Raw genomic sequence first — 15,966 nt, 5'->3', positions numbered from 1 at the left:
CGGGCGCCCCCGGCCTGGGCCAGGTGTTCAGACCGGGGACATGCCTGACGGTTGTTCGGGGAGATAGCTGACACATCATCGGCTGGATGAGGCTCTTGAGGAGTGCGGTCCATGCCTTGGCGCGAGGTGTCGGCGATGGAAGAGCGGCGGGCGTTTGTCAGGCTTGCGCTGCTGGAGGGAGCCAACCGGCGGGAGCTATGCCGTCGGTTCGGGATAAGTCCGGACGTGGGCTACAAGTGGCTGGCGCGGGCGGCGGCGGGGGATGAGGGGCTGGCGGACCGCTCGCGTCGACCGCGTGAGAGCCCAGGACGCAGCTCATCGGAGATCGAGGCTGCGGTGCTGACGGCGCGGGAGGCGCATCCGGCCTGGGGGGCGCGCAAGCTGAAGGCCTGGCTGGAGGCGCGCGGAACGGCCGCGCCCGCGGTGTCGACGGTGCACGCGATCCTGCGCCGGCATGGGTTGATCGAGGCTTTCCCGCCCTCACCGGGCAAGGCCTGGAATCGGTTCGAGAAGAGCCATCCCAACGAGCTTTGGCAGATGGACTTCAAGGGCTGGATCAAGCTGACCAACGGCGAGCGCTGCCATCCGCTGACGATCCTGGACGACCATTCGCGCTTTTCGCTTGGCCTGCAGGCTTGCGCCGACCAGCGCGGCGCCACCGTCAAGGCTCACCTGGAGCGGGCTTTCCGCCATCACGGCCTGCCTCAGGCCTTCTTCGTCGACAATGGACCGCCCTGGGGCGAGGCCAGTGGCGAGCGTTGGACGCGACTGGCTGTCTGGCTGCTCAAGCTGGGCGTCCAGGTGCTCTACAGCCGCCCCTACCATCCTCAGAGCCGGGGCAAGATCGAGCGCTTCCACCGCTCCCTGGCCGCCGAGGTCTTCGACCTGCAGCCCTTCGACAGTTTCGCTCAGGTCCAGCGCGCCCTGGATCGCTGGCGCGAACTCTACAATCACGAGCGTCCCCACGAAGCGCTCGACCAGGCTTGTCCCGCCAGTCGCTATCGGACCAGCCCAAGATCCATGCCCCGCCAAGCCCCCCAGCCCCAGTACGACAGCGCCGATATCCTCCGCACCGTCTCCACCACCAAGGCCTACGTCCAGTTCAAGGGCCGCTTCTGGCGGGTCCCTAAGGCCTTCCAAGGCGAAACCCTCGCTCTGCGCCCCCTGGAACGCGACGGCCTCTACGGCGTCTTCTTCGCCTCACACCAGATCGCAACCATCGACTTGACCCTTCCCAAAAGTGTCCGCCATGTCTCCGAACAGGTGTCCGCTATCTACCCGGTCTGAACACCAGGGCGGGCAATGATATGAGGGCCAGGACCGATAAGGCGGCGCTTCGGACAAAGGACTGGCGCGATAGCATTGCGGCTCCGTAGGTTCGGTCGCGCGGAATGGCGACTTCGACCAAGGTGGAAGTCGGCTTCCCCAGGCATAAGTGGTCACTGGTCGAACAAGGCGATGAATGCCGCTCAGCCTCGACGAGACCCGACCTCCGGCTTCAATGAATAGATTTCATTACTGCGGTGAATGATGCGAGAGTCGCGAGCGGTCGCGCGGGGATTCACTCTCGGCGCGCCGCCGCCATGAGACGACCGCGCCTTGCGGGCGCGTCAGGCTATCAAGCAAGGCGGTCTAGAAACCCACGCTCCGGAGGCGCGCGAGTATGCAGTTTCGCCGATCGGACCTTGCCGATCTTTCGGCTTTCTTAGAGATCGCCCGGCGTCGCAGCTTTCGCAAGGCTGGCTTGGAACTGGGGATCAGTGCGTCGGCGTTGAGCCACGCCCTGCGCGGTCTGGAAGAGCGCCTGGGCGTGCGGCTGCTCAACCGTACGAGCCGAAGCGTCACCCCGACCGCCGCCGGCGAGGCGCTACAGCAGGTGATCCAGGGGCCTTTCGAACAGATCGGCCAGGGCCTGGATGTGATCAACCACTTCCGCGATGCGCCGATGGGACGCGTCCGCATCAACATTCCCACCGAGGCGGCCGCCCACCTGGTGGGCCCGGTCATGGCCGAGTTCATGCAGCGCTATCCGGACGTCGAGATCGAGATTTCGGTTAGCAATCGGATGATCGACGTCATCGGCAGCGGCTTCGACGCCGGAATCCGTTATGGCGGGACAGTTCCCGAGGACATGGTCGCGCAACGCCTTTCGGTCGATGTCCGCTGGCTGGTCGTCGGCTCGCCTGACTACTTCGAGTGCCATGGCGTTCCGCTTACTCCCGAAGATCTCTTATCTCATAATTGCATCCGCATCCGGATCGACGATGACAGCATCTATCGCTGGGAGTTCGAGCGGGGTGACGAGCGGGTCGAGATCAACGCGCCGGGCGCCTTGATCGTCGATCAAGGGGAGGTTGGACTGGCTGCCGTGTCGAGGGGCGCGGGCCTATTCTATGTCGCCGAGCCGATGGTCCGCGACGCCCTCGCCAACGGCGCTTTGAGGGCCGTTCTGCAAGACTGGTCACCGGTCGGCTCCGGGTTCCATATCTATTATTCATCGCGCCGACAGGTTCCGGCGGCGCTGCGCCTGTTCATAGAGCTGGTGCGCGAGCTCCAGCCCATGGGCTAGCCGCCGCTCCCCGTCCTACGGCGCCAGCTTCGCGACGATCGTCCTCAGCTCGATCTCGAACGCATCGAAGGCTCTCTCCAGGCGCCACTGATCGCGCGCCTTGGGACTTACCGTCAAGATGGCCTCGCAGGGCGCTGAGGGCGTAGGGCCCTTCAACGAGGCGCAAGGGCCATCCCAAAGGCTGACGCCCTGCAGGAACGAGTAGGTCAGACTGTTGCGTGACATCTGTTTGAGCTGGCTGTAGCGAACACCTTGTTCCACGACCGCGCGCATGTACTCGTTGGTGAGATCGCTGCGCGAGACCCCCAGATCGTCGGTCGAGAGGGTCACCGGCACACCCGCGGCCAGATAGAGCGACAGCGGGTGATCCTTGCCCTTCACGCCCAGGATCACGTCGTTGCTCGTCAGGTTGATCTCGACGGCCACCTTGTCGCGCGCCATACGCGCCAGGAGCTTTTCGGGGTTATCCTCATAGGCGATCGCCACGCCGTGACCTATCCGACGGGCGCCGGCGATCTCGACGGCTTCGGTGATGTGGAAGCGCATGTCGCGCGGCGGTGTCAGGCCCATGGCTAGCTCGCCGGCGTGCAAGGTCAGCGGCACATCCGGATAGAGCGCCTTGAAGAAGGCGAAGAGGCGCATGTGCAGGCTGTAATCTCGCAGCGACACCGGGCCGTCCTCGGGTTCGAGGATGTTGATCCCGACATAGCGCGGATCGGCCTTCACGAGGGCGAAGGCGGCGGCCATCTGGCCAAACACCACTTCAGGCGGTCGCTGACGGGAGATAGACAGCAGGTATCGCAGAGTCACCGCGCAAGCTGGCTCGGGCTTGGCTGCCCCGCAGCGATTGAGGGCCGCGATCGCTTTGTCGTTGGAGTCGGCCAAAACCGTGGCGGCCGCCGTGGCCTTGGCGATCACGGGTTCCAACCGATCGAGCCGTTCACGGAGAAGCTTTACGTCCAGACGATCAGGCGGCGAACCGTCGGCGGTCTTGATCCACGGGTCGACCCAGGGCAGCGCCGCCGACGCCTCGATTATGGGACGCGAGGCGCTCGAGCCCGCCATCAGCTCCAGATAAAGCGTATTGTCGAGAGCCGCCTGCCGCAGCGCCTCGGCCTGTATCCGCACGCCGCGATCGACACCGCCTCCCCTCCCCGAGCGCCCGAAGGTGCGGAAGAACCGGCGATGGCCGGAGATTTCCGGATCTCCGACGCCCTGGTCGAAGCGTCGCGTCGAGAGCGCGTCGATGATGTCGCTGTAAAGATCGGGATCGCGCTCTGGGAGTCCACGCAGCGGCGTGAGATCCGCATTACCCGCGCAGGGCCCCGGCTCCAACGACTGGGTCGACTTCGAGAAGCATCCGCCGGCGTCCGCCGCCCAGGCGATGAAGTCCTCTGCATAGGTACCGCCGCCGGCGTGGTTATGCAGGTCCGCCCCCTTGGGCAGCTTGGTCAAAAGAATGCGCAGCAATGGCCGCGAGGTCGCCGCCCGATCGAACAGCGCGTCCAGATCGGCGTCTGGCGCCGTTTGGGCCCTGGCCGGCGCGGCGAACACCAGACACGCGGCGGCTAGTAAGGCCGTCAGGCTAATCTTGTGCGCGGACGTCATATGTTCCTCTTGGGCTCGAAAACGGCCTCGACGCTTGCGCCGAGGCCGTCGCTTCAAGTCAAGCAGATCAGAACTCGAAGCGAACCCCAAGTCGCGCGCGCCACACGCCCAGTTGGGCGTTGGGTTGCAGGGTCGGCTTGGTGAAGGCGGTGTAGTTGTACTGGTTGCAGCTTGCGCCGGCTTGCTGGGCGCAGGCGACGTTCACGACCGAGGTCAGCGGGTTGTAGGTCCGATAGGAGCCCCAATCGCTGTTGATCAGGTTCAGGAGATTCTCGACGTCGCCGAACACCTTGAACCGCGCCCCGCCCAGGAAAGGCGCGGGCAGCTCCTGCTCAACATGCAGATCGACCTTGAAGTAGTCAGGCGACTTCTCGGTGTTCTTCTCGATGACCCCCTGCTTCAGGCCGTTGGCCTGCACGAAGTCACGGAAAGCCTCGTAGACGGCTGTCGAGGCGTAGGTGACCCTGGAGTCGGCCGTGATGCTGGACACGTTCGGCACGTACAGCAGGTAACGGTTGGAGCCTCCGGTCGTGCCGAACAGGGTCGAGCGGCTGTTGGACGTGGTTGTGTTCATTGTCAGGCTGTAGGGCGAGCCCGAGCGCAGCTCGCCGAACAGATTGAAGCTGGTCTTGTAGTCGCCAAAGAAGGCGTGGCTATAGTCGAGATTGAACTTCCAGTTATCCCGAACCTCATAGCTGGAGGTGCCGTAGGCGGGCTGGTTCGGATCGACCATCGGCTGAGCGCCGTAGGTGCCGCTGGCCGTCGAGCCGCCCGAGGCGTAGGTGCCCATGTCCGACAGCGACTTGATGTCCGAGTAGGTGTAGCTGACGCCCGCGTCGAGACCGAAGTCGAAGGACTTGCTGGCCCGCGCCACGGCGATCAGCGACCTGCCACGATCGGTGTGCTTCATGGCCAGATCGCTGTTGGCGGTGTTGGTGTAGGTGTCGGCGTAGATCGGACGGCCGTCCGGCGCCGTGCCTACCTGGGTCAGGCGGAAATCGGTGTAGTAGGCGGCGCTGTCGGTCTTGCCGTAGAACAGATCGCCCCCGAAGCGCCATCCGTCGCCCAGCGTCGAGCCGAGGTCGGCCACATAGTCGAGCGAGAGGTTGGTCTTCCACTGGGCGGGGAGCTTGAAGCTCGGCAGCATGAACGAGGTCGGCGAAGCGCCCAGGGCGGCGGTGTTCGTCTGCAGGTAGCCCGAGACCAACGGGTCGATCTTGTTGCCCTGCACATTGTTCAGCGCCGCCGCGCAGATGGCCGCCGCGTTTGGCACGCTGGCTGGGATCGTGCAGCCCGTGCCGCCCACGGCGCGTCCCACCGTGACGGTGTTGGTGTACACGCCGGCCGCCGAGAAGCTGTTGCCGACGAAGACGTCGGGCGAACCGCCGTTGAACAGGCCAAAGCCGCCGCGGACGGTCAGGCGGTCAGAAGGACGCCAGGTCAGGCCGACCCGCGGCTGGACGACTAGATCGCCGTCGATATTGGCGTTGTTGGCAAAGCCGTAGCGGTTGACGAAGGCCTGCTTGAGCGGGGCCTCGTCCTTCATCTTGTAGCCGTCTGCCCGCACGCCCACGGTGACGTTCACCTCCGGCGTGATGTCCCAGCTGTCCTGGGCGCCGAAGGTCAGCTGATCATAGTCGAAGCTCGCACTGGCGTCCGAAAGCGTGCCGGTGATCGAATACTGGTACAGGAGCTGACCCGCCTGCCGCGCCTGGAAGTCGGCCAGGGAGTCGAAATAGTAGGTCCCCAGCGAATTGGCGACGAAGGTGTTGGAGATCTTCAGCCGGCTGTAGGCGGCGTGCAGCTTGAAGGCGTGATCACCGAAGTTATAGCGGGCGATGAACTCGGCGCCGTATTGCTTTTGGCCGACGACATCGGCCTGACTGAACGCCTCGGTGCCAAAGATCAGACGCGGGGTCCCCGTCTGGGTGCACTGATTCAAGGAACCGACCGCGAGGGGGTCGAGGCAGACGGTGATGTCGCTATAGCCCGGCGAGCCGAACGAAACTGGGATCTTCATCGACTCGCGATAGTTCGCGCGCAACTCGGTGCTGAATGCGTTGGTCCACTTCGAATTCAGCTGCAGGACGTGGGTCTTAACCCGCTCGGGTTCGTGCGTGGCGTAGGACCCAAGGCCCAGGCTCGGCGAGGTGTTCGACGAGCTGCCGCCGCTCAGCGCCACGGTCTCGCCCTTGTTCTGGATCGTGGAGTAGGACAGGCGCTGATTGTCGCTGATGTTCCAGTCGAGCTTCAGCGTCCACTTGCGATCCATCTCGGGACGGCTGGTGAGCACGCCGAGCGTGTCGTAGCCGTAGATGCTTTTGGCGATAGACGTGACCTGGTCGATCTGGCCCTGGGTCAGGTTGGGAACCGCGTTGCCGGAACCAGGCGGGCCGAAGACGGACGGAACGGTCTCGTTCAGCTTCTCGTAGGCGAAGGCGAAGAACAGCTTGTCCTTGATGATCGGACCGGACAGGAACGCGTTGCGCGTCTTGGAGGTCATGTCCTGCGAGAAGGCGGCGCCCTTAGACTTGTCGCCCATCAGGCTGTCGTTCGAATAGGTGTAGCCTGCGGCGCCGGTGAAGCGGTTGCCGCCCGAGCGCAGCACGACGTTGATCGAACCGCCCTGGAAGTCGCCCTCGGAGACGTCGTAGGGCGCGATCTTGACCGAGAGCTGCTCGATGGCGTCCAGCGGGATCGGGCCACGCGCGCTCGGCAGCCCGCCTTGGTTCAGGCCGAAGTTGTCCGAGAAGCGAACGCCGTCGACCGAGAACCGATTGGTCCGGCCGTTCTGGCCGGCGATAGAGACGCCCCGGGTGCTGGGGTTGAAGGACGCGAACGGGTCACGCCGCGCGATGTCGCGGATGTCTCGCGACACCGAGGCGACGCTGGCGATGCTGTCGCGGTCGAACACCGAAACCAGGGGCCCCGAACGTTCAGCGCGAGCGGCCGTGACGACCAGCGCCTCGACCTCGGCGTCGCCGACGACGACCGGCAGGTTGTAGGGCTGGCCCACGGACAGGAAGACGTTCTGGGAGGTGACCGGCGTGAAACCCGGCGCGGTCACCGTGACGGTGTAGGGGCCGCCGGGGCGCAGACCGGTCAGGTTGAAGGCGCCGGCGCTGTTGGTCGTCGCGGTAGCTGTTGTGCCCGAGGGCTGGTGCACGGCGCTGACGCTCGCGCCCACGGCGGCGTTGCCTGCGGCTGTCACCGAACCACGGATCGAGGAAGTCGTTTCCTGTGCGACAACCGCCGTAGCGGTGGCCGACAAGGCGAGCGCGATGGCGCTCGCGGCATAAAGATGTCGCATCTTAGTCCCCCTGGATGGTGGTGCGCCGCGGTTCCCCCCGGGGCCGCACCGAACTGAAGCCGTTTCGCCGCCCGATCACCCGGCGCGCCAATGCGCGGCCAGCCCCGAGATCAGGGTTTCTGGCCGCTTCCTCCTCGATACGGGACGCTTGTCGCGTCCTCGCGGCTAAACCGACGCTCTGTCGGTTCGCCGTTCTAAAATCTCAGCGCGCGACGCTTGGAACCGTGTCGCGATAGACGCTCCAATTCGCCGTGAGGGCGTCGACGACCTGACCGGCCAAAGCGTGCGCGGCGTAGGCCGCCGCGTCGCCGACACCGGCGTAAGGGCGGTTCATGCTCTCGACCGCGTTTTCACCGGGCGCCTGTTGCGAATAGTTGCTGGCCGTGCGGAGCACGAGCAGTCGGCTATAGTCGGCTTTGCCGACAGTCGTGAGACGGCGCAGCGCGTTGGCCACCCCGGTGTCCTCCATGGCGGTCATCACGAACTGGCTCTTGCCGCCGCTGTAGTCGCTCGCCAGCTTGGCGTAGCGCTTGGTCAGCATCGCGCCGTGCCAGTAGGCCTGTCCGGAGATCTCATCCCCGGTCAGCACGAACGGCGGCTTGTAGCCATTGGGATAGCTTGAGAACGAGGCTCGGGCCTTGCGCAGAGCCTCGGTGTCGGGCAGCGGCGTGGCCTTGGTCAGTTCATAGGCCCAGTCACGCAGACCGATGTTGAGAGGGTAGTAGACGCTGTCGGGTCGGCCAGGACGCGGCGGCTGGAACGGCGGATAGCCGCCGGTCCACTCAGCGGGCGCCTCGCGCGGATCCACCCACTTGCCGAAGTCGACATCAATAACGTTGCCGATCCACGCCGCCGAGCCTGGCGAGGCCTGGTCTGGGTTTACCCCGGCGATGGCGGCCACCACCCAATAGGCCTTGGAAAGATCAAAGCGCGGATCGGTCCCTAAGGCGAAGGTGGTGATGGCGGCATGGTTGGTGCCCACGCCGGTGCGTACGATCAGGACACCCTTGGCGGGGTTGTAGCCCAGTGGCGCGACGCCGTTCGGAAAGTCGAACGTCTGCGGGGCCTGCGCCATCCAGGCCTTGTCCTCGAGCGCATAAGCGGTGACGACGACGACACGGATCGGAATGGGCGCGACGGCGCTGGCTGTTGTCGGCGGCAAGACGGGCGCCTGAGCCAGGGACGAGGTCGTCGCCATCCCCGCAAGGGCCGCCGCCAGTAGCGTTCGGCGTATCAGCGCGACCAAGCTCGACATAATCCTACCCCAAAACTAACCGTTCGATCACTATCGGATACGCCCTAACGGCTTCGCGACGGAGCGTTGCAAAATCGACATGACGTGTTCGCCAGGGATGCAAGGGCGCGGGGGCAGCCTGGGTCAAGCAAGCCCGGAAATGAAATAAAGCCTTACTTTAGTGTGACACCAGACTGAGCATCTTTGGCGTCGCCTGCCGCTTTGGGCGGCGGCCCTTCCGCCGCCCTCTACGGGCGCTTCAAACATGGCTGGCGCCTTAAGTTGCAACGCACCACGGTCGCGGCCATAGCTTGGGCTGCGAGCGAGTCGAGTGGAGCGGGATGAGACGTCGAGCCAATCTGCGCGCCTTGCTTCCAGCGCTTCTGCTGCTCACGGGCGCCGCGCCGCCCTCGCCCGCCTTCGACCTCGTGGCCCTCGGCGTCAACGGCGGTATCGAGGAGCCGACAAGCGCCTATCACATCACCGCGCGCGGCGCGCGATCGGGGGTAATGTGCGACGCCGGTACGCTCGCCGCGGGCATCGACCAGGCTCAGCGCCGCGGAGGCTATCCTCGCGCCGCGTCTCGCCAAGAGGTCATGGCCTCCATTAGCGCCTACCTGATCACCCACGCCCACCTCGACCATGTCGCGGGCCTCGTCCTAGCCTCTCCGAACGACACGAAGAAGGACATCATGGCGCTGGCTCCTGTGAACCAAGCGCTCGCGGATCACTATTTCAACTGGAGCGCCTGGCCCAATATGGGCGATCGCGGCGCTGCGCCCCGTCTTGCTCGATATCACTACCGCGACCTCGAACCCGGCGGTCCGCCCACGCTGATCGCCGGGACGGCGATCAGCGTCACCGCCTACCGGCTGTCACACGCCGGCTCACCGTCGACGGCGTTTCTGCTCCAAAGTGGATCAGACGCCCTGTTGTGCCTAGGCGACACCGGCCCGGACGCGGTCGAGGGGTCTACCCACCTGAATGACCTCTGGCGCGCGGTGGCGCCCCTCGTACAGCAAGGGCGGCTACGCGGAATCCTGATCGAGGCGTCCTATCCCGACCCCGTCCCCGACAATCAGCTCTACGGGCACCTGACTCCGTCATGGCTCGGCAAGGAGCTTCAGGCCTTGCGCGGCATGGTCGGAAACGACGCTCGTATGAAAGCGTTGCCGATCCTCGTCACGCACATCAAGCCGTCGGAAGCGCCGCCATCCAATCGGGAGACCGTGAGCCGACAGCTTCATGACCTCGGCTTTTTCAACTTCATCATCATGGAGCAGGGTCGGCCGTACGCGCTCTAGACCGGCGTTTTCTCCCCCTACCCTTCCCGTACCGACGCATCTGCTCAGGTAAAAAGACCCAGCACAAGCTGGGCCTTTTGGGGATCTTCCGAAAGCGCGAAGACTGGTGACGTCATTTTGCCCCGGACCTGGAATTTTCTCAGCGCCTTGAGCGCAGGACGCCAAGCGCTCCCACCAGACAGGTCATGAGGACCACGCCGGCGAGCAACGCTCCCGGCCAGCTACCGTCTTCCGAGGTCGGCTGGAAGGCCGGCGCACGATCGAAGTCGGCGCGATCGAACGGCTTGTCCCTAAAAAGATAGGGGTAGTAAAAGCGCCGCAACTGGCCGTGGAACGCTCGGATACCATCCTGATAGGCGATTTGAGCCGCCGGATCGGTGGCCGCCAAGCGATGAAGGGCCAACTGCGTGGCGACGCCGGGCGTGACCATGCCCAGCCGCTCGCTCCAGGCCGCTCGTTCCAGAACACCATCATGATAGCGACGGGCCAAATCGCCGGCCGCCTCGTCGCCCACCTGATGGAAGGCGAAGTACCATTTCCAATGGAACGCCTCGGTCAGCGGCGCGGTGTCCTTCCATTCGGGATGGGTGCGGAAGAAGGCGTTCATGGTTTCGGACTTTGGAACGTCCCAGGCGCGGTGAACGGCGGTACGCTGCTTCACGCCCAGTTCCATGCCCTGACGGAGAGGTATGGCGCTGTTGATGACGACATGGCCGATCGCGGGCAAGATCAGGGTCAGCGCCATCCAGGCTGCCGCCAGAGTCATGGCGTTGGCCAGCGAGCTGCGGGCCGCCCGCGCCACGACGAGGCCAAGCACGATCCAGAACGCGAGATAGGCCAAGATCACGGTCAGGACGGCCGCGACCTTCCAGGCTGCGGTTCCAGCTACTGCGGCGCCGACGAGGAAAGGGATCGCCAAGGCGATGAACAGCCCCGCTCCACGCACGGCGACGCGAGCGCCCCAGAATCCAAACGTCGACCCGACTGAGGCCTCAAGTGCGCGAAGGCGACCGGCCTCGCGTTCTCCGGAGTGCAGGTCATGGAACAGAAGAATGACGAACAGTGGCGCCAGATAGACCAGCACAAAGGCGAAGTCGAAGCGTCCGGGCAAGGCCGCTTCCGGATTGCCGATCTCGCCCTCATAGAGCTGAGCCTCAAGGCCCAGAGCCCGCACACGCAGGACATAGGGCGACACGTCCCGCGTTCCTATCGCAGCGAACGCGAGATCCGATGGCGGATCCCAGGTCGCATGGAAAGTGTAGTAGGCGGCGTCTCCCGGATCTCGCCCCTTGGACGCCCAGGCGGCGACCGCCGCGACATCCGCCTTCTGTTGGGGGCCGATCCGGGCGATGGCCGCCTCCTGACGTGCGACCTCGACGAGGCCCGCGCCAATCGCGACGGCAGTGAGCAGAAAAAGGCAGGCGATCGCCAAGGCCGCCGATCTCAGGCTGAGCAGGAAACGCGCTTCTCGAAGGAGGCTGGTCATGCGGCGCTCCTGTTCAGACGACGACCTGCCTGCGCGGCGAATAGGGCTCCAGCCACGACCCAGAAGAGAAGGGCGGCCAGCGCCGGCAAGGCGCGCCCCATGACGTCCGCAGCAGAGGGCCGTGCCGGGTCGAAATGCGGCATGGCGCGCCAATACTCAGCCGAGATTCGGCTTCGTGCCTCAGCCGAAGCGCTCTTGCTCTTGGCCGCGTCGTCGGCGGCCGTCACCGCCGTCGCCTGCAGACGGTTGAGCCGCTGCACGAGATCGTAGCGATACGCTTCTGCCTGCTCTAGGAACAGGCGATAGGCGAAGAGATCGGTCTCCGAAAGAGTCATGGACAGGCGCCGGATCGCCACGGTCGGACTGACCACGACCAAGGCGTCCATCACGCGACCTTGCGCCTCCATCGCCGCGAAGGCCTGGTTGGAGTAGCGATTGAAGAGGCTTGAGGTCAGCTTCTCGCCCTCCAGCGCCAGCAGGCCGCGATAGTTGACAGGCAGGTCTTCGACCCGTTCGACGCCATACGCTTTGAGCGTTTTTTGTTTGAAGGCCGCGAAATAGGGATCATTCGGGTTGTGGCTGTCGCCCATGGCGCGCAGGTCCCGTTGCACGGCGATATCGGTCTCGACTCGGGTCGGAAGCGGCGCGAGAGCGGCGGCGATCTCCGGCGAGACACGCGGCGTCAGCACCACGGCGAACGTCCAGGCGCCGACCAGAGCGATCAAGGCCGAGCGGCTGCGGCGCGCGGTGGCTGAAACGGCGATGATCAGAAGGGTCCAGAACGCCAGATAGGCGAGATAGCCGCCGGCGCTCAAGGCGACGGCTGAAAGCCTCGCGGCGCTGCTCACGCCTAGCCACAGCAGCAGGGCGAAAGCGGGCGCCGAGATAACGAGCGCGGCCGCGCCGAGCGCCAGGCCCTTGCCAGCCAGGAGCGCGCCGCCCGACACCCCCGCCAGCAGCGACTGCCGCAAGGTTCCACGCTCACGTTCCCCCGCCACCATGCCCGCGCCGATGAAGACCAGCAGCAGCGGCGCGATGACCTGCAGAACCAGCGCGGGCGACAGTTGCCCGAACCGCACCAACAACGAGGACTGCCGCGCGTCGCCGAAGTTGGCGCTGTTCTGGCGGTGTCCCTCGAGGAAGATCATGTTCCCGGTGTAGGCCTCCACGCCCGGATCCATCGCGGCCAAGCCGCTTGCGGGCCGGATCGCGAAATGGCCGAAGTGCACAACGCGATGGGGATGGCGGTTGGGTTGAGCCTCGAAGTCCTCGTCGGCCGCGTGCTGCAGGCGCTCGCGCAGGGCCGCTTGATCGGCTTGGTAGGCTTGCGACGTCAGGGCCGCGGCGAAGGTCAGCAAGGCGACCAGGATCAGCCCCGTGAGCGCCACGCGGCTACGAACGAGGTGGCGCAGCTCGTTATGCGCCACCGACAGGATCACGCTCATGCGGCCCGCACCCTCGCGAAACGATCGTGCAAGGCCCGCAGATCAAAGCGGTCGGGTCCCTCGGCGACCATCTCGTCGCCGATGCGCCCCTTCTCCAGGAAACCGATCCGATCGGCGATGTCGGCGACGCCGATCAGGTCGTGGGTGACTATGAGGATCGCCGCCCCCTCCCCGCGCAGGCGCGACACCAGGGCGTTGAAGTCCGCCGTTGCGCCAGGATCGAGGCCCGACGTCGGTTCGTCCAGCAGCAGCACCGAGGCGCGGCGCAGCAGCGCCAGGGCGATGGCCGTCTTTTGCCGCATTCCCTTGGAGAAGCCCGATACGGGGCGGCTCCAAGCCTCCTCCGCCAAGCCGACGGTCCGGAACGCCGCCTCCATCTCGTCTTGCTCGGGCCGCAACCGCGCCAGTCGCAGGAAATAGTCGACGTTCTCACGGGCGCTGAGATGATCGTAGAGGGCGACGTTCTCAGGGATGTAGGCGATAGCGCGACGCACGCCCACCGGCTCAGCCGAAGGATCAAGCCCAACGACACGAACACGGCCGGAGGTCGGTGAAACGAACCCGAGGATCGCCTGCAAGGTCGTTGACTTGCCCGCGCCATTGCCGCCCAGCAGGCCGTAGACCTCTCCGGCGGCGACCCCAAGCGACAGATGGTCAATGACCTGGCGGTCTCCGTATCGCACCACGAGGTCTTCGATCTGAATCGCCTTGCCTTCACCCTCTGTCGTCACGCCACACCCTCAAAACCGCTCGTGGCGCCACTTGCGCAGCCACGTGATGTTATACCGTAACAATTGCCTTGACCTGTAGGCAACCCCTCGCCTATCGACCGGCGCGTTAAAACCGCCGTTCTCCAGCGAGACCCATAGCATGACTTCCAAGGCTCTTCTGTTCGCCCTCTGCGCCAGCGTTCCCCAGTTCGCTCTCGGCGATCTGGCCGCAGCGCAAACGAGAGACGACGAGGTCGAAGGCGTCGTGATCACCGGCTCGCGGGCCGCCAGCGCCAGCATCAACGGGATCGTCATCGACCCACTTCGCCTGCCCCAGAGCGTTCGGGTGCTGGACGAGACCCTGATCGCCGACATGGGCATCACCAACCTCTCCGATATCTTCGATCTCGCGGGCGGCATGGCGCGCCAGAATAGCTTCGGCGGCGCCTGGGACGCCTACGCCATCCGAGGTTTCTCGGGCGACATCAATCAAGGCCCCGACCTGCTGGTAAACCGTTTCACCGCCAATCGCGGCTTCAACGCCCGTCGAGACGTCGCCACCGTGGAGCGTTTCCAGGTCCTCAAGGGTCCGGCCTCGGCCCTCTCGGGCAAGGGTGAACCTGGCGGTTCGATCAACATCGTCACCAAGGCCCCGCAGGACACCGCTCACGCCTCGGGCGAGCTTTCGTACGGCAGCTTCGACACCAAGCGGGTGGTCGGCGATGCGGGGGGGCCGCTTGGACATGGCGTCTCGGCGCGCATGATCGCGGTCTATCAGGACACCGACGGTTGGCGCGACTATGTCGGCAGCGATCGGCTGTTGCTGGCGCCCTCGCTGGCCTGGAAGCCGTCCGACGACCTGCGGTTCCTCTATCAACTGGAAGCCAACACCGTGCACTTCGTGCATGACCGCGGCTTGGTCGCGGTCGGCGGCAATGGCAAGGCCCTGCCCCGCGAGCGGTTCCTGGGCGAGCCGAACGACGGCGATATCACCCAGAAAACGCTCCAGCATCAGCTGAGCGCAACCTACAACTTCAGCCCCAGTGTCGCGGTCGAAGCGGGCGTGCAGTATCGCGACGGCTCGTTCAGGGGCCAATCCACCCACAACAGCGCCCTGATCGGGACGCAGCTGCGCCGTCAGCTTCGCATCCACGACTATACTTGGGACGATCTGTCGGGCCGGGTCGAACTGAGCTTCGACGGGCGCCTGGGTGGGCTGGAGCACCAGTTCCGCGCCGGCGCGGACGCCTTCTCCTACGAGCAGCACCGCATCTTTTATCGGTTCAACCCGACGGCGGCTTCGCCCTATGCGATCGATATCCTCAAGCCGGTCTATGGCCAGGCCAAGCCAGTAGCATCGCTGAACCAGAACCTCCTGGAGGAACTGAGCGGCGAAAGCCTGTACATGCAGGATCTAGTGACCCTCAGCAGCCAGTTCACGCTGCTGGTCGGCCTGCGCCAGGACTGGGTCCGGCAGACCAACACCAACTACCGCAACGGCGTGGTCACTCGGCAGTCGCCTTCACAGGCCTCGCCGCGCGCCGCCCTGACCTGGGCGCCCAGCGAGAGCGTCTCGGCCTATGTCAGCTGGGGGCGCTCGTTCCGCTACAACCAGGGCGCGGACGCGGCCGGCGGTGCGTTCCCGCCCGAGAAAGGCGAGGCCTGGGAAGCGGGTGTGAAGTGGGATGCGGCGGGTCGCCTGACCGGCACGGCCTCGCTGTTCCGCATCGACAAGGAGAACATCCTGGTCAACGACCCGTCCAATAGCGGCTTCTTCATCCCGGTCGGCGGGGCACGGAGCCAGGGCGTGGAAGTCGAAGCCAATCTACGCCTTCCAAAGGGCGTTACGGCCACCGCCGTCTACGCCTACACCGACACCGAGGTCACCCGCGACACCCGCGCCAACATGCTGGGCAGCCACCTCAGCAATATCCCCCTGCACTCCGGCGCGCTCTATGCCAACTGGCGATCGAACGGCGAAGAGCCCGGGTCGGTCACGCTCGGCGGCGGCGTGGTCTATACGGGCGAACGCGCGGGCGATGATGTCAATTCGGGCTTCAAGCTTCCGGACTACGTCACGGTGCGCGCGAACCTCGCCTACCGGGTTTCGAAGGCTGTTTCTCTGCACCTCGACGTCGAGAACCTGTTCAACACCTACTATCTCGAAAGCTCGTACAGCGACCTCTGGATCACCCCCGGCGCGCCTCGCACGGTCACCGGCAAGTTGCGCGTGAGCTTCTAATCTCGCTCTGTCCCAACCCCGCACCTCCTCGCGCCCTGCGTGGAGGTGCGGCCTGTGG

10 protein-coding genes are annotated in these 15,966 nt (G+C 65.3%); 4 read left to right on the top strand and 6 right to left on the bottom strand.

The genetic code is table 11. The features are described from left to right. The first annotated feature begins 111 nt into the window (after positions 1-111). Together CSW59_RS04885 and CSW59_RS04880 are read left to right on the top strand one after the other, a co-directional pair. Positions 112-1,287, top strand: coding sequence for an IS481 family transposase (locus tag CSW59_RS04885; RefSeq protein WP_099442224.1), 1,176 nt, complete (start codon positions 112-114; stop codon positions 1,285-1,287). 376 nt (positions 1,288-1,663) lie between these two features. Then, the gene (locus tag CSW59_RS04880; protein WP_099442970.1) at positions 1,664-2,569 is read left to right on the top strand and encodes a LysR family transcriptional regulator; all 906 of its coding nucleotides are present in this window, start codon (positions 1,664-1,666) and stop codon (positions 2,567-2,569) included. A gap of 15 nt (positions 2,570-2,584) precedes the next feature. Here the strand turns inward: CSW59_RS04880 and CSW59_RS04875 are convergent, their stop codons facing one another. From CSW59_RS04875 to CSW59_RS04865, 3 genes are all read right to left on the bottom strand, one after another. Further along, positions 2,585-4,177: an adenosine deaminase gene (locus CSW59_RS04875; protein WP_099442969.1), complete on the bottom strand. Its 1,593-nt coding sequence runs from the start codon at positions 4,175-4,177 to the stop codon at positions 2,585-2,587. Positions 4,178-4,244: 67 nt separating this feature from the next. Beyond that, entirely contained in the window at positions 4,245-7,487 is a 3,243-nt protein-coding gene (locus tag CSW59_RS04870; RefSeq protein ID WP_099442968.1) for a TonB-dependent receptor, read from the bottom strand. 202 nt (positions 7,488-7,689) lie between these two features. Next, on the bottom strand, positions 7,690-8,742 hold the full coding sequence (locus CSW59_RS04865; RefSeq protein WP_099442967.1) for a purine nucleoside permease: 1,053 nt from the start codon (positions 8,740-8,742) through the stop codon (positions 7,690-7,692). 320 nt (positions 8,743-9,062) lie between these two features. Between CSW59_RS04865 and CSW59_RS04860 the strand changes: the two genes are divergently transcribed. After that, the gene (locus CSW59_RS04860) at positions 9,063-10,025 is read left to right on the top strand and encodes an MBL fold metallo-hydrolase (protein ID WP_099442966.1); all 963 of its coding nucleotides are present in this window, start codon (positions 9,063-9,065) and stop codon (positions 10,023-10,025) included. Positions 10,026-10,164: 139 nt separating this feature from the next. Here CSW59_RS04860 and CSW59_RS04855 read toward each other — a convergent pair whose 3' ends face one another. Genes CSW59_RS04855 through CSW59_RS04845 form a run of 3 tightly spaced genes read right to left on the bottom strand, consistent with a single transcriptional unit; the run spans position 10,165 to position 13,687 of the window. Next, complete coding sequence (locus tag CSW59_RS04855; protein WP_099442965.1) at positions 10,165-11,511, bottom strand: DUF3526 domain-containing protein; 1,347 nt, start codon at positions 11,509-11,511, stop codon at positions 10,165-10,167. After that, positions 11,508-12,956 (bottom strand): DUF3526 domain-containing protein, encoded by a 1,449-nt coding sequence (locus CSW59_RS04850; protein ID WP_099442964.1) that lies wholly within the window; start codon positions 12,954-12,956, stop codon positions 11,508-11,510. The genes CSW59_RS04855 and CSW59_RS04850 overlap by 4 nt, the downstream gene beginning before the upstream one ends. Continuing rightward, positions 12,953-13,687 carry an ABC transporter ATP-binding protein gene (locus tag CSW59_RS04845; protein ID WP_099442963.1) on the bottom strand — a complete coding sequence of 245 codons (735 nt, stop codon included), beginning with the start codon at positions 13,685-13,687 and terminating at the stop codon, positions 12,953-12,955. Before CSW59_RS04845 ends, CSW59_RS04850 begins: the two co-directional genes overlap by 4 nt. Before the next feature lie 139 nt (positions 13,688-13,826). Between CSW59_RS04845 and CSW59_RS04840 the strand changes: the two genes are divergently transcribed. After that, positions 13,827-15,908: a TonB-dependent siderophore receptor gene (locus CSW59_RS04840; RefSeq protein WP_099442962.1), complete on the top strand. Its 2,082-nt coding sequence runs from the start codon at positions 13,827-13,829 to the stop codon at positions 15,906-15,908. The last annotated feature ends 58 nt before the right edge of the window (positions 15,909-15,966 follow it).

The organism is Caulobacter sp. BP25 (genome assembly GCF_002737755.1).
Taxonomy (GTDB): Bacteria; Pseudomonadota; Alphaproteobacteria; order Caulobacterales; family Caulobacteraceae; genus Caulobacter.
This window is presented reverse-complemented; position numbering and strand designations above follow the sequence as displayed.

Bases quoted from the DNA above. Each gene is read 5' to 3' on its own strand.
- CSW59_RS04885 (WP_099442224.1), top strand. From the start codon at position 112: ATGCCTTGGCGCGAGGTGTCGGCGATGGAAGAGCGGCGGGCGTTTGTC.
- CSW59_RS04880 (WP_099442970.1), top strand. From the start codon at position 1,664: ATGCAGTTTCGCCGATCGGACCTTGCCGATCTTTCGGCTTTCTTAGAG.
- CSW59_RS04870 (WP_099442968.1), bottom strand. From the start codon at position 7,487: ATGCGACATCTTTATGCCGCGAGCGCCATCGCGCTCGCCTTGTCGGCC.
- CSW59_RS04865 (WP_099442967.1), bottom strand. From the start codon at position 8,742: ATGTCGAGCTTGGTCGCGCTGATACGCCGAACGCTACTGGCGGCGGCC.
- CSW59_RS04840 (WP_099442962.1), top strand. From the start codon at position 13,827: ATGACTTCCAAGGCTCTTCTGTTCGCCCTCTGCGCCAGCGTTCCCCAG.
- CSW59_RS04875 (WP_099442969.1), bottom strand. From the start codon at position 4,177: ATGACGTCCGCGCACAAGATTAGCCTGACGGCCTTACTAGCCGCCGCG.
- CSW59_RS04860 (WP_099442966.1), top strand. From the start codon at position 9,063: ATGAGACGTCGAGCCAATCTGCGCGCCTTGCTTCCAGCGCTTCTGCTG.
- CSW59_RS04855 (WP_099442965.1), bottom strand. From the start codon at position 11,511: ATGACCAGCCTCCTTCGAGAAGCGCGTTTCCTGCTCAGCCTGAGATCG.
- CSW59_RS04850 (WP_099442964.1), bottom strand. From the start codon at position 12,956: ATGAGCGTGATCCTGTCGGTGGCGCATAACGAGCTGCGCCACCTCGTT.